This window comes from Methanobrevibacter ruminantium (assembly GCF_016294135.1).
Lineage (GTDB): Archaea > Methanobacteriota > Methanobacteria > Methanobacteriales > Methanobacteriaceae > Methanobrevibacter > Methanobrevibacter ruminantium_A.
This window is the reverse complement of the sequence record NZ_JAEDCO010000002.1, coordinates 59,334-73,196: the sequence shown is the minus strand read 5'-3', so window position 1 is coordinate 73,196 and position 13,863 is coordinate 59,334. Positions and strand designations below refer to the sequence as shown.

The following is a 13,863-nucleotide window of genomic DNA, read 5'->3' as shown; positions in this document are numbered from 1 at the left end:
TTTTCAATTTTTTAATTATTTTAATATTTTACTTATTATTCTATTTTATTTTATTCCATTTTTCTAATTAGAACTGCTGGTGTATGGATGATGGAATCTAATGATTCTACAGTAACTTCATGAGTGTCAGAATCCAACACGTCTTTTACACTATAAATGGTTTCCATTGCAGTGGATAATGATTTCTGATAATCTTCAGCAACATTAGCTATTTCAATCGCTTCATCAACATCTATCTCTCTTGAACATCCTAACGGAGTAGATCCCAAGTTTTCTGAAAGCTGTCCTAATGTGTATCCGAAAACCCCTTTGTCCGCTTCAATTCCAGGAATAGCTATTGGAAGTCCTGTAAAGTATTTGTTTCCTCTTCTATAAGTTGCATCAGTGTCTATAATCAATGTTGTTATTGTGTTGTTGGTTTTGCTTTTTATGTCTTCAGTTATTTCCTTTGCTACCTTTTCAGGGTTTTCAGGAAGCAGTGATACGCATGTTCCTGGTGCATTGCTTAAATCGATTCCCGCTTCTGAAGCTGGCTTCAATGCATGTTTCCAACCGTAAAGCTGCAATACAACTTCTTTATGCCTTTTGGATTCTTCTGGAAGTTTTCTTAAATTTTTAATGGTTCTTTCCTTGATTCCAAGAATCGGTCCAAGAACATATCCCCAGAAGTATTTGCTCCAGTATGTAGCCAAGAATGTTGCCTTCAATGATGGTGTGTAATCCGCTTCATCAACCAATCTTCCTTGAGATACAGAGATGGGAGTTTCTGCAATGACCAAGTAATCCCCTTCATTTGCCAATTTGGAGATGTCATCTATCATGAAGTCTATGCTTTCATTAGGTTTGATGTAATGTGTTTCAATAGGAATTACCTTGTATCCCTTAATTTCCACATATTTGTATTTTTGACCTTTCTCTGTTTCTGCTTCTTTATAGGTTGGATTGGTTGTCATGGTATCTCAATAGTTAATTCGATTAATAGTATAATTTTATATTAGTAAATATATAATTATTATTGTATAAACTTATAGAATTTTTTGAATTTATATAATTTTTAATTTCACATTATTTATAGGAGAATTTTTATGGAAAAAGCAATCACTTATTTTGAAAAACCAGGCATTGAAAATACCGATGCGCTTATTGGACTTGTTAAAGAAAGATTAGAAGGCTCTGATATTAAATATGTGGCTATTGCATCCTCCACTGGTGCAAGTGCCTTAAAGCTTAATGAAGCATTGAAGGACATGGATGTAACCATTGTAAACTGTTCCCATCATGTAGGTTTCAAGGAAGCGAATAAGGCACAAATGGATGATGAAACCAGAGCAAAGCTTGAAGATGAAGGTGTTGTAACATTTATGGGTTCACATGCATTAAGCGGTGTTGGAAAAAGCATTTCCAAGAAATTCGGTGGAGCAACTCCTGTAGAAATCATTGCAGCAACTTACAGAACATTCTGTCAAGGAATGAAAGTGTGTGCAGAAATCTCCATCATGCTTGCAGATGCAGGTTTGATTCCAGTAGGCGAAGAGATAATAGCTATTGGTGGAACAGGTCATGGAGTGGACACTGCTGTTGTCATGACTGCAGCTAACATGACTAATGTATTTGACATAAAATTCCATGAAATCATAGCCATGCCAAGATAATGCCTAATTCTAGTTTTAATCTATTAAAACTTTTTTCTTACTTTTTTCTTTATTTATTTATTTTAAGATTAATGGGTAATTGTTATATATTATAAAATTAATAATAAAAATACTAATTTAAAAATCAGATTTAAAAATTAATTTATACAAATTTAGAAATTTTGTATATTTTTGCTAATATTTCATTTACATTTAAATATTACTTTAAACATATTTAATAAATAATAGTAAATAGTTTATACTTATTAAAAATAATTTTTAAATTAATAAAATTTGTGGGGTTTACTCGTGAAATTTATAGATGATGCAATTAAAGGATCAGAAGAAACCATTGAAAATTCTGCTCCTAAAAAATCAAACGATGATTTAGACGAAGAATTGTTAAAAATCATTAGTGAAAGCCAAGCTAACATTATTGTAGTTGGTACTGGTGGCGCAGGAAACAATACCATTTCCAGATTAAATGAAATTGGTATTGAAGGTGCAAAAACTATTACTGTAAATACTGATGCTCAAGATTTATTCTACAGTACTGCTGATAAAAAATTACTTTTAGGCAGACAAACTTGTGGCGGTCTCGGTGCTGGTGGAGAACCTACCATCGGTGAAGAATCCGCTGAAGAAAGTGAAGAAGACATTAGAGAAGAATTAGAAGGCGCTGACATGGTATTTGTTACTTGCGGTCTTGGTGGAGGAACCGGTACTGGTTCTGCACCTGTAATTTCCAAAGTAGCTAAAAAAGCAGGCGCTTTAACTGTTGCTGTTGCAACCATGCCATTCTCTGCTGAAGGTGTAAAAAGAAGAGAAAATGCAGAAATCGGTTTAGAAAAACTTCAAGAAAATGCAGATACTGTAATTGTTATTCCTAATGACAAATTATTAGAAGTTGCTCCTAACCTTCCTTTAAACAAGGCTTTCATGGCTTCAGATGAAATCTTAGGAAGAGCTGTTAAAGGAATTACCGAACTCATTACCAAACCTGGACTTATCAGTTTAGACTTTGCTGACATTAGTTCCATCATGAAAGGTTCCGGTATGGCTATGATTGGTATGGGAGAATCTGAATCTGGTGACAGAGCTATTGAATCTGTACATGAAGCATTAAGCAGCCCATTATTAGACATTGACATTTCCAATGCTAAAGGCGCTTTAATTAACATTTCAGGTAGTTCTGACTTAACCTTGAATGAAGCTGAAAAAATCGTTCAAATTGTTGGTGACAGATTAGATCCAGAAGCTAACATCATTTGGGGAGCTCAAATCGATGAAGACTTACAAAACATGATAAGAACTACCATTGTTGTTTCTGGTGTAAAATCCCAATACACCATCGAACCTAAAAAGGATGATTTCGAAGAAATAGACATCGATGATGACTTTGAAGGAACTGTTTTAGGACAATCTGATGATGCTCCTGCAGATCCTTTAGATGAGTTCTTAGATGGCATATTCTAAGCTTAAGCTTTAGATTTCAGTTTTAGATTTTAAGTGTTTTGGTAATTCAAAACACATCAAAATTTATCACTCTTTCGGGTGATAATTCTTTTTTTCTTTTTTAATTTTATTTACAATTATTTTAGTCTATTTTTTACAATTTTTTGTCATGATCTTTTAATATTATCATGCAAAACTTTATTAATGTAATTAAATAAAACATATAATATTATTATAAATTAAGATTAAACTAGAGATTAATTGTAGATTAATTATAGATTAATGAAGATTATAAAAAAGCTAAAATTAATCTTGTTTTTTAAAAAAATTATTATTAACTTAACTTTTATATATGTAGGGATTTTCAATGAATATTAAGGAAACTACTAGTGATTTTATAAAACAAAGTAAAAGAGTATTAAAAGTAGCTAGAAAACCAGATCGTGAAGAATACTTCAATTTTTCCAAAGTTACTGCAATCGGTATTGCAATCATTGGAGTAATTGGTTTTATAATTGTTTTATTCGGCCAATTATTAGGCTTATAATTTCAGATTTTTATTTTTTTTATGAATTTCCGAAATTCTAAAATTCTAAATTTTTAAATTTCTAAAATTCTATAATTTTATAAGTTTTTATAAATTAATAGCTATTTTTTAATCATTTTTTTAATAACTGGCTTCAGTTATTAAATTTTTATTTTTTGTAATTTTTTTATTTTGAAAGTACAAAAATTGAAACATTTATATATTATAAATAATATATATATTTTTATTATATGAATCTAATTTTATTTATTTTACTTTAAAATTCATATTTTCTTAAATTTAAATCGTAGATTCTAATCTATAGATTATTTAATTTTGTTAGTTTTTTCAAAATTCAAATAATTGCTGCTGTTTTGTAATTTTACAAAAAATAGATTGGAATTGAAAGAAAGTGCTTCTATATGGATATTTAAATTAAGGGAAATAATTAAATTTTATTTGTATAACTCAATTTAATCTATAAGTTTATTATAAATTATTAAATTATAAATATTAATTATAGGTGAATTTAAATGGAAGATGATAAAAATTCCATATTTGCTCTTAAAACATCAGCAGGTCAAGAAAGAAATGTTGCAAGACTTTTAGCGATGAAAGCGGACAAGCCTGGAGTAGATATTAAATCAATCGTGGTGCCGGAATCATTAAAAGGTTATATTATAGTCGAATCTGCAACTAACCTTGATATGAAGAACCCTGATATGAAGGTTCGTCATTTAAGAGGTATTGTAGGTGCTAAAAAAGATGGAACTATAGATGCAAACAGCCAAATAACCTTGGGAGAAGTTAAAAAATTCTTGAAACCACAACCTATCATTTCTTCAATACAAAAAGGAAGTATTGTTGAACTTGTTTCAGGTCCTTTCAAAGGTGAAAAATCTAAAGTTGTTCGTTTAGATGAATCTCGTGAAGAAGTAGTTCTCGAGTTAATTGAAGCAGCAGTTCCTATTCCTGTTACTGTTAAAGCTGATCAAATTAGAATTATTAAAAAGGAGGCTGACTAATGGCTAAAGATACAGTTGAAGTTCTTCTCGAAGGTGGAACAGCTACTCCTGGACCACCATTAGGCCCTGCAATTGGACCTTTCGGTGTTAATATGATGCAAGTAGTTGAAGAGATCAATAAAAAAAGTGCTGATTTCGCTGGTATGAAAGTACCTGTAATAATCACTATTGACAGCAGCACTAAAGAATTTGAAATTGAGATTGGTACTCCTCCAACAACTGCACTTATTATGGATGAACTTGGCATTGAAAAAGGTGCTCATGAACCTGGTGCTGAAGTTGCAGCAGATTTATCTGTAGAGCAAGCTTTCAAAGTTGCAAGAATGAAATTCGATTCATTACTCGCAAATGATTACAAAGCAGCAACCAAAGAAATTATGGGTACTTGTGTAAGTATGGGAATTACCGTTGACGGTAAAGACCCTAGAGATGCTCAAAAAGCAGTTGATGCTGGAGAGTATGATGATATTTTAGTAGAATAGATTTGCTATTCTGGTAAGATACTTACTAATGCTTAAAATTTAATTAGAAAATTTTGCTTAATATATTATTTATTTAAGTGATTAATTTGCATGATTGAATTTAATTATAAATTAGATTATTAAAATTTATGTTTATAACTTTCTTAATCTATCTTCTTAATTTAATATCAACAGCTAATTATGATAAATAGATAATATCTATTCACTTAAATGTAAATGATATTAAAATTGTATTTTCCTACTTGTTCTAGGGAAATATGGTTTTAATTGATATATTAAAAGGAATCTAAAGATTTTATAAATGCTTTTTAAAGATTTTATTTAATTTTAAGATTTCTCGTAAAAATTCCAAATGAACAAAGTTCATGGAGGATATATATGACACAAGAGATTATTGATGCGGTGAAGGAGGCAAAAGAACAAGCTAAGCCGAGAAACTTCACTCAATCCATTGATGTTATCATTAACCTCAAGGATTTAGATGTCAGAAAACCAGAAAACAGATTTAGCGAAGAAGTAGCTCTTCCTAATGGCCGTGGCAAAGAGATCAAAATCGGAGTCATCGCTGATGGGGAATTAGCTCTTGCTGCTAAAAATGCTGGTGTAGATGTCGTGATTTCCAAAGAAGATTTACAAGAATTTGGTAAAGACATTAAAGCTGCTAAAAAAGTAGTTAATTCTGTCGATTCATTTATCGCACAAGCTGATATGATGCCACTTGTAGGTAGATTCTTAGGTCGTATTTTAGGACCTCGTAATAAGATGCCTAAACCGGTACCCGCTAGTGCAAGAATTGAACCATTGCTTGAAAGAACTCAAGCTACCATTAAAGTAGGTGTTAAACAACAACCTTCTATTCAAATCTTAGTTGGAACTCAAGATATGGATGACGAGAAGTTAGCTGAAAATATTGAAGCTGTTCTTGCAGTATTAGACCGCAATTTAGAAAAAGGAAGAAACCAAATAAAATCCATGTATATTAAAGCGACAATGGGTTCAGTAGTGAGGGTGATCTAAGATGGCTCACGTTGCTGAATGGAAAAAAGAAGAAGTTAATGAACTTAAAGGTTTAATCGAATCTGCAGAAGTTGTAGGTATTGTTAACTTATTAAACATTCCTGCTAGACAATTACAAGAAATGAGAAAAACTCTTGCAGGAAAAGCAACTATCAGATTATCTAAAATTAACCTTATGAAATTAGCTTTAGAAGATTGTGATAATGAGAAAGCTAACATTACTGGGCTTTCTGATTTTATGGAAGGTCAACCTGCACTTGTATGTACTGACATGAATCCTTTCAGATTGTACAAAATATTAGAAGACAGTAAAACATCTGCTCCTGCAAAAGCTGGCGCAACTGCTCCTGATGATATTGTTGTACCTGCTGGAGACACTGGATTCCCACCAGGTCCGTTCCTTGGTGACTTACAACAAATAGGTGTACCTGCTAAAATCGACAAAGGAAAAATTGTAGTTTCTAAAGATACTGTTGTAGTAAAAGCTGGAGAAGAAGTTTCTAAACAAGTAGCTTCTGCTTTAACCAGAATGGATATCAAACCTATGGAAGTAGGTATGGATCTTAAAGCTGTATATGAAGAAGGCTCTATCTTTAAAGCAGACGTATTAGCTATTGATGAAGAAGAAACTATTGCAGATATTCAAACTGCATTTACTAAAGCATTTAACTTATCTGTATTTAGTGCGTTCCCAACTAGCCAAACTATTTCAACTATTATCAGTACTGCTCATACCAAAGCATACAATGTTGCTATTGAAGCAGCTATTCCTACAGACAAAACTTCTGATATGTTAATTGCACTTGCAAACGCTAAGATGTTAGCATTAGCGGGTGAATTATCTTCTGACGCTATTGATGACGAAATTGCTAATAAATTAGCAAATGTTGCAGTAGCAGCAGCTCCTGTCGTTGAAGAAGCAGCAGAAGAAGAGGAAGAAGAAGAGGAAGAAGAAGATAAAAGTGAAGAAACTGCAGCACTTGGATTAGGTGCTTTGTTCGGTTAGATAAAATTTAAAATTTATACTTTTTAATTTAAAAAACACAAGATTCAATATAAAAACTAATATGTATTGGATTTTTAAAAAATAAATTATTATAACAAAAACGGTGATAACATGGAATATATTTATGCGGCAATGATTTTGCACACCACAGAACAAGATATTAATGAAGAAAATGTAACTAAAATCTTAGAAGCAGCTGGCGCTGATGTAGATGAATCCAGAGTAAAAGCTTTAATCGCAGCATTAGAAGATGTTGATATTGAAGAAGCTATGGAAACTACTGCTATGGCAGCAGCTCCTGCAGCAGCAGCTCCTGCAGCTGCAGCAGCAGAAGAAGAGGAAGAAGAAGAGGAAGAAGAAGAAGACGAAGAACAAGCAGCTGCAGCAGCAACCGCTGGTTTAGGTGCTTTATTCGGATAGATTCTTTTCTATCCTTTATTTTTTCTTTTTTTTTAAACAATTTTTATCGTTCGTATATTATTTAACTATTTTTATACTTTTTTTATCAAAATTTTATTCTTTTGATTTCCACATCTCTATAAACTTTTTTTCAAAATCTATATATGCTTATATTAATAAAGTATTACTTAGTTAATAGGGAGGTGTAATTGTGATATTTTGTCCTAATTGTGGGGCGGAAAATGCAGATTCTGCAAAGTTCTGTAAGCAATGCGGTTATGCATTAGGAGCAAACCGTCCAATAAAAGACAATTATGTAAATACTGGAATTGATCCGTCTACTAGAGTAAATGACAATTCAAATGTAGGTTCTAACAATTCAAATTCCAAATCAGATAATAAAAACTTGATAATAATCTGTTTAACCATTGTTATTTGTGCACTTTTAATTGCAGGTGCTATGGTGATGTTTTCAAATAACAATGCAAATGATGATTCTGATGCTCTTTCAGATTCTGCATCATTGAATTCAGGTTCTGTTGATAATGCTTCTGATGTAGAAGCAAGCACTCAAGAATCTCATCCAACTATCCAAAGCGGTAGTTTCTCAACAGGAAGTTCGGCGTCAGATAAAACCCATTGTACCATTTATGTAGGGTCTGAACATGCTGGAGAGAAAGTTAAAATAAGCGTTTTATACAGTTATAATGGAAATGCATTGAATAAAGGAAATGTTGTTCCTAAAACCGTAAGCAGTGATGGTTACGTAAAAGTTGCAAGTGCAAGTGCATTGGATTACTATCCTGATGACGCTTATATTACCTTATATGACAATGATGGAAATGTCTTAGATACAAAAGAAATTTATTTGAATACAAATAGTGGAAAACAAACATTCTAATTGATTTAGAGGAAAAATATGAAATGTCCAATTTGCGGATGCGAGAATAAGGATGATTATAAGTTCTGTCATGATTGTGGAAGTCCTTTGAACTTTACAGAGTCAATTGATGGCTTTACTGATGAATTGAATAATCTGGATGATTTTCCATCTCTAGACAGCAAAAAGCTAATCATAATAGGCTATATAATAGCTATTCTATTCGGTTGGGGTAGCTTTATTCTTAGCTTCTTATTTGGTTCATATGGCTTTATCGGATTCATTGGACTATTTTTCCCAGGATTTATGCTAAACAGCAAAGATTCAAGTATTCGAAAGCATGCATACATCCAATTGGCAATAATGCTGATTGGAATTATTTTCACTGTTATGTTTTTATTTAGATGGTTTTAAAAGCTGATTTATATGAATAAAAAAATTAAAATGGCATTGTATATTATCTTAGCCTTGATCATATTCGTCGGATGCATTAGTATATGGTATGTGAATGATTATTCTCATGCAGACCCAAGTGTAAATGCCTACTTGAATGGAACAGAGAATGTATCAGTTGAAAAAGTGGAAAATGGATTATTTTTGGATGGTCTTGGGAATGATAGTGCATTGATTTTTTATCCTGGTGCTAAAATTGAATACACCTCTTATCTTCCTTTGTTCATGGATTTAGCAAATGATGGAGTGGATTGCTTTATAGTGGAAATGCCAGGAAATTTAGCATTTTTAGGTGGTAACAGTGCTGATTCAATCATAGGCAATGGTAATTATTCTTATGATGAATGGTACATTTCAGGCCATTCCTTAGGTGGAGTAATGGCTTCTTCCTATGCAGTTACCCATAAAGATGAAATCAATGGTTTGATACTTCTTGCATCTTATCCTGTGGATGATTTGGGAAATATGCCTGTCCTGTCAATCTATGGTTCCAATGATGAAACATTGAATAAGGAAACATATGATGAATCCAGGAGATTGATGGACAATAATTTAACAGAATATGTGATAAATGGTGGAAATCATGCTCAATTCGGGGCCTATGGCATTCAATCTGGTGATGGGATAGCAAGCATCTCTCCAGAAGACCAAAGAGAGCAAACTGAGAATGCAATTTTGGATTTCATATATTAATTTCAAATCTTTATTTTAATCCACTTTCTTTTTTTATTTTTTTAATTCTATTAAAACCTTAAACTGAATTCTATTTTTATACAAACTATTTAATAGATTAAAAACATATATAATTTTATTATGAAATAAATATTCAACTATTTATTATACTAATACATAACTCATAACAAAAAAATATTTTTTAAAAACGATTAAAACTGATTATTATGCTTAAAATATTCGAAGATTTAGGATATAAAAAACAAATTTGTAAAACATGTGGAAATGAGTTTTACTCTCAAGTTGATAGAGACACTTGTGGGGATGCTCCATGTGATGAATATGGATTTATCGGAAATCCTGCAACTGACAAGCCATATGATTTATATGAAATTCAAGAAACTTTTAGAAATTTCCTAAAAGATGAAGGCCATGAACCTATACCTCGTTATCCAACTTTAGCTAAAAGATGGAGAGATGACGTATTCTTAGTGGGAGCTTCAATATTTTGTTTCCAACCATGGATTACCTCTGGTTTAGTTGAACCTCCAGCTAATCCTCTTGAAGTTGAACAGCCATCCATCCGTCTTAATGATGTAGACAATGTAGGAAGAACCGGAAGGCACATGACTTGCTTTACCATGGGTTCACATACTGTAATCAATAAGCCGGATAATTTCATCTACTGGGAAGATGAAACAATTCGCCTTTGTCACGAGTTCTTCAAGTCAATTGGAATCAATACTGAAGAGATCACCTTCATCAAATCCTGGTGGAAAGGTGGAGGTAACGAAGGTCCATGTTATGAAGTGTGCTGTCGTGGTGTAGAGCTTGCTACACTTGTTTTCATGCAATACAAAACCCTTGAAAACGGTGAAAGGGAAGAGATTCCAATTAAGGTTGTTGATACCGGTTACGGTTTAGAGAGAATTGCATGGATTTCACAAGGAACTCCGACTGCTTATGATGCATGTTTTGCTCCTGTAGTGGACAAGCTTAAGGAAATAACCAATGTTGAAGTCAATGAGGACATATTGGCTAGAAATGCAGAGATTGCAGGTATGATGGATATTGAGGATATCGGTGATATCCGAGAGCTCCGTCAACAGGTAGCAGACAGCTTAGACATTACCCTTGAGGAATACTTGAAAAATGCAGAGCCTATGGAAGCTATTTATATCATTGCAGACCATACAAGATGTTTGGCATTCATGTTAGCTGATGGAATCATTCCATCAAATGTAAAGGAAGGGTATCTTGCAAGACTTGTCTTAAGAAGAACCATCCGTTTTATGAAAGAGTTGAAGATGGAGGAATCATTATCTGACATTATGGAAATCCAATTGGATTTCTTAAGAAAATTCTATCCTGAAATCGATGAATCTCAAGAGCACATCATGAATATTATCAATCTTGAAGAGGAAAGATATGCTAAAACCATTGAAAAAGGTAAAAAGACTGTTAAAAGAACCATTAAACGTCTTAAAAAAGAAGGAAAAACTTCCATGCCTTTAGAAACATTAATAGACTTATACGATGCTCAAGGTATGCCTCCTGAAACCGTTGAAGAAATGGCAAGCGGAGATAAGGACTTTGAAGTCTTTGTACCAGATAACTTCTTCACAATTGTTGCAGATATGCACGAAGAGGATAAGGTTGCTAAAAAAGAGACTTTGGATATTGATGTTCCTGAAACTGAACTTGACTTCTACAAGGACATTTATCAAAAGGAATCTGACGGCAAGATCATTGAAGTCATTGAAAAAGGGGATACAGTTAATGTTATCCTTGATAGGACAATCTTCTACCCTGAAGGAGGAGGTCAACCATCAGATATTGGTATAATGTCCATTGATGGAAAAATCTATGAAGTCACTTATGCTGAAAAATTGAATAACATAGTCTTGCATCACATTGCTGTTCCTAAAGACAGTGATAAGGAAAGCCTACTTGCTGATCTTAAAGGATATATTGGAACTGAGGTCCATATGGCTATCAACTGGAACAGAAGAATTACTTTAGCAAGACATCACACAGGTACTCACTTGGTAATTGCAGCTGCAAGAAAAGTTTTAGGCCAACACATTTGGCAAGCAGGTGCACAAAAAGGTCTTGCACGTTCACGTATAGACTTATCCCATTACAAACGTATCACACAGGAAGAGCTTAATGAAATCGAAAAATTGGCAAATGAATATGTGATGATGAATATTGATTTGGATATCAATTGGTTAAGCCGTGATGATGCAGAGAAGGAGTATGGATTCACCTTATACCAAGGTGGTGTTGTTCCAGGATCTCAAATTAGAGTTGTAAAGATTCCTGGAATTGATGTACAGGCTTGTGCAGGTACTCACCTTGACAGAACCGGTGAAGTCGGTCCAATTAAAATCAATAAGACTGAAAGGGTTCAAGATGGTGTGGAAAGAATTGATTTCTCAGCAGGACTCGCAGCTATTGATTCAATCCAAGAGGATAAGGAAATCCTAAGGGAAAGTGCAGGCATATTCAGCGTAACCCACGAACAATTGCCTAAGACATGTGATAGGTTCTTTAGCGAATGGAAAGCTCAAAAGAACGAAATCGCTAAATTGCAAAAGGAAATTGCTAACTTGAAAGTCAGCACCTTAGCGGATAATGCAATTGAAATCAATGGATTGAAAGTTTTAAAGGAAATCATTGATGGAGATATCAAGGAGCTTCAAAAGATTGCTACTGATTTCACTGATAATGATAAGGCAGATGTTGTCTTCATCGGTAACAATGAAGGTAAGATTGTTGGAGCGGCTACTAAGGACTGTGGAATTCAAGTTAATGCTATCATTAAGGAAGCAGCTTCCTTGCTTGGAGGTGGTGGTGGTGGCCGTCCTAACTTAGCTCAAGGGGCTGGTCCAAATGCTGATAAAATGCCAGAAGCTTTAGATTTAGCTATTGAACTTTTAAATAAAAATTAATTAATTCTTTAATTATTTTTTATTTTATTTTTTTGATTATTTTTATAACAATCGTTATATTTATAAACTATAAATTAAATATATAGAAAAATAAAGATATTACTAAAAAGAAAATATTTAATTAAAAAATTTAATTATAATTTTTAATATCTTTCATTTTAAAAATTATTTTATTTTTGAGGAATTTTATGAAACCTGATTTAATTATAGCTCGTTATGGTGAAGTAGGATTAAAAAGCAATCGAGTTAGAAGAAGATTTGAAAATCGTTTAATCAATAATATCAAAGCATCAATAGATGCAGAAGTTAAAGTTTATCAAGCAAGAATATTTATTTTCCCAAAGGATTTTGATGATGCAATTGAGAAATTAGAGAGGATATTCGGTATTGTATCCTATTCTCCCGCAGTTTCCACTAAATCCACCTTTGAGGATGTGGAACGTGATCTTGCCACTTATGCAGAAAAGCTTCATGATGAAGGATTATTGGATGAGAACACCAGGTTTGCAATAAGCTGCAGAAGAGTGGGTACTCATGAATTTTCATCTCAAGAAATGGCAGCATTTGCAGGTGCTGTAATAGTGAAAAAGTATTCGTCTCCTGTTGATTTGACCAATCCTGAACTTACAATCTATCTTGAAGTGAGGGATAATGATGCATATATTTTCCATGAGAAAATTGAAGGTCCTGGAGGATTGCCTCTTGGAACTCAAGGAAAGGTTATTTCCCTTGTATCAAGTGGTATTGACTCTCCAGTTGCAACTTATCTTATGATGAAAAGAGGTTGTCAGGTAATAGCGCTTTACTGTGACAATCAACCTTATACTACACCGGATGCACTAAAAAATTATGAAGATTTAATAGACCAATTGAATCTTTATGCAAGCGGTGCACCAATCAAAAAGAGAGTTGTTAAATATGGTGATTATTTAAGCACTTGCAAATCTGAGGCTCCAGATAAGATGACTTGTGTATTATGCAAATCCGGAATGTATAAGATTGCAGGAATGCTTGCAAAGAAACTTCATGCAGAAGCGGTTATTGATGGAAGTAGCTTAGGTCAAGTGGCTTCTCAAACACTTCCAAATATACTTGCAACCCGTGAAGATCTTGATGTTCCTGTATTAAGTCCACTTATTGGTCTTGATAAAGTGGAAATAACTAGGATTGCAGAAAAGATTGGAACCTTTGAAATCTCTAAAAGAGATGATGGAGGCTGTAAGGCAGTTCCGAAATATCCTGAAACTAAGGCGGATTTGGAATTGGTGAAAGAAATTAAAGAAGCCATAAATCAAGAAGAGCAACTTAAAAAGGCTTTTGAAACTATTGAACATTAATTAATTATTCAATGTTTTATTTTATG

General features: G+C 33.0%; 14 protein-coding genes. 13 read left to right on the top strand and 1 reads right to left on the bottom strand.

Going from position 1 to position 13,863, the window contains the following annotated elements; translation table 11 throughout:
* Nucleotides 1-50: 50 nt before the first annotated feature.
* Nucleotides 51-953 (bottom strand): coenzyme F420-0:L-glutamate ligase, encoded by a 903-nt coding sequence (locus VW161_RS01320; RefSeq protein ID WP_304088301.1) that lies wholly within the window; start codon nucleotides 951-953, stop codon nucleotides 51-53.
* Nucleotides 954-1,085: 132 nt separating this feature from the next.
* Here VW161_RS01320 and VW161_RS01315 point away from each other — a divergent pair, with 132 nt between their 5' ends.
* The 13 genes from VW161_RS01315 (at nucleotide 1,086) to thiI (ending at nucleotide 13,837) form a co-directional block, all read left to right on the top strand.
* A complete protein-coding gene (locus tag VW161_RS01315) occupies nucleotides 1,086-1,652 on the top strand; it encodes a pyruvate kinase alpha/beta domain-containing protein (RefSeq protein WP_304088304.1) in 567 nt (188 codons plus the stop codon).
* 288 nt (nucleotides 1,653-1,940) lie between these two features.
* Entirely contained in the window at nucleotides 1,941-3,107 is a 1,167-nt protein-coding gene (gene ftsZ / locus VW161_RS01310) for a cell division protein FtsZ (RefSeq protein ID WP_304088307.1), read from the top strand.
* 346 nt (nucleotides 3,108-3,453) lie between these two features.
* Nucleotides 3,454-3,633, top strand: coding sequence for a protein translocase SEC61 complex subunit gamma (locus VW161_RS01305; protein WP_304088310.1), 180 nt, complete (start codon nucleotides 3,454-3,456; stop codon nucleotides 3,631-3,633).
* Nucleotides 3,634-4,145: 512 nt separating this feature from the next.
* Nucleotides 4,146-4,637 carry a transcription elongation factor Spt5 gene (locus tag VW161_RS01300; RefSeq protein ID WP_304088312.1) on the top strand — a complete coding sequence of 164 codons (492 nt, stop codon included), beginning with the start codon at nucleotides 4,146-4,148 and terminating at the stop codon, nucleotides 4,635-4,637.
* Nucleotides 4,637-5,119, top strand: coding sequence for a 50S ribosomal protein L11 (locus tag VW161_RS01295; RefSeq protein ID WP_304088315.1), 483 nt, complete (start codon nucleotides 4,637-4,639; stop codon nucleotides 5,117-5,119). Before VW161_RS01300 ends, VW161_RS01295 begins: the two co-directional genes overlap by 1 nt.
* Nucleotides 5,120-5,497: 378 nt before the next feature.
* Nucleotides 5,498-6,136, top strand: coding sequence for a 50S ribosomal protein L1 (locus tag VW161_RS01290; RefSeq protein ID WP_292788258.1), 639 nt, complete (start codon nucleotides 5,498-5,500; stop codon nucleotides 6,134-6,136).
* 1 nt (nucleotide 6,137) lies between these two features.
* The gene (locus VW161_RS01285) at nucleotides 6,138-7,142 is read left to right on the top strand and encodes a 50S ribosomal protein L10 (RefSeq protein ID WP_304088334.1); all 1,005 of its coding nucleotides are present in this window, start codon (nucleotides 6,138-6,140) and stop codon (nucleotides 7,140-7,142) included.
* A 111-nt stretch (nucleotides 7,143-7,253) separates the two neighbouring features.
* On the top strand, nucleotides 7,254-7,562 hold the full coding sequence (gene rpl12p, locus VW161_RS01280; RefSeq protein ID WP_304088337.1) for a 50S ribosomal protein P1: 309 nt from the start codon (nucleotides 7,254-7,256) through the stop codon (nucleotides 7,560-7,562).
* Between the two features lie 190 nt (nucleotides 7,563-7,752).
* Nucleotides 7,753-8,442 (top strand): zinc ribbon domain-containing protein, encoded by a 690-nt coding sequence (locus VW161_RS01275; protein ID WP_325192648.1) that lies wholly within the window; start codon nucleotides 7,753-7,755, stop codon nucleotides 8,440-8,442.
* 18 nt (nucleotides 8,443-8,460) lie between these two features.
* Nucleotides 8,461-8,835, top strand: a complete 375-nt coding sequence (locus VW161_RS01270) for a zinc ribbon domain-containing protein (RefSeq protein WP_304093075.1) — start codon at nucleotides 8,461-8,463, stop codon at nucleotides 8,833-8,835.
* Nucleotides 8,836-8,847: 12 nt separating this feature from the next.
* Entirely contained in the window at nucleotides 8,848-9,567 is a 720-nt protein-coding gene (locus tag VW161_RS01265) for an alpha/beta hydrolase (RefSeq protein ID WP_304093078.1), read from the top strand.
* Between the two features lie 206 nt (nucleotides 9,568-9,773).
* Nucleotides 9,774-12,500, top strand: coding sequence for an alanine--tRNA ligase (gene alaS, locus VW161_RS01260; RefSeq protein ID WP_304093083.1), 2,727 nt, complete (start codon nucleotides 9,774-9,776; stop codon nucleotides 12,498-12,500).
* A gap of 188 nt (nucleotides 12,501-12,688) precedes the next feature.
* Entirely contained in the window at nucleotides 12,689-13,837 is a 1,149-nt protein-coding gene (thiI, locus tag VW161_RS01255; RefSeq protein WP_304087616.1) for a tRNA uracil 4-sulfurtransferase ThiI, read from the top strand.
* The last annotated feature ends 26 nt before the right edge of the window (nucleotides 13,838-13,863 follow it).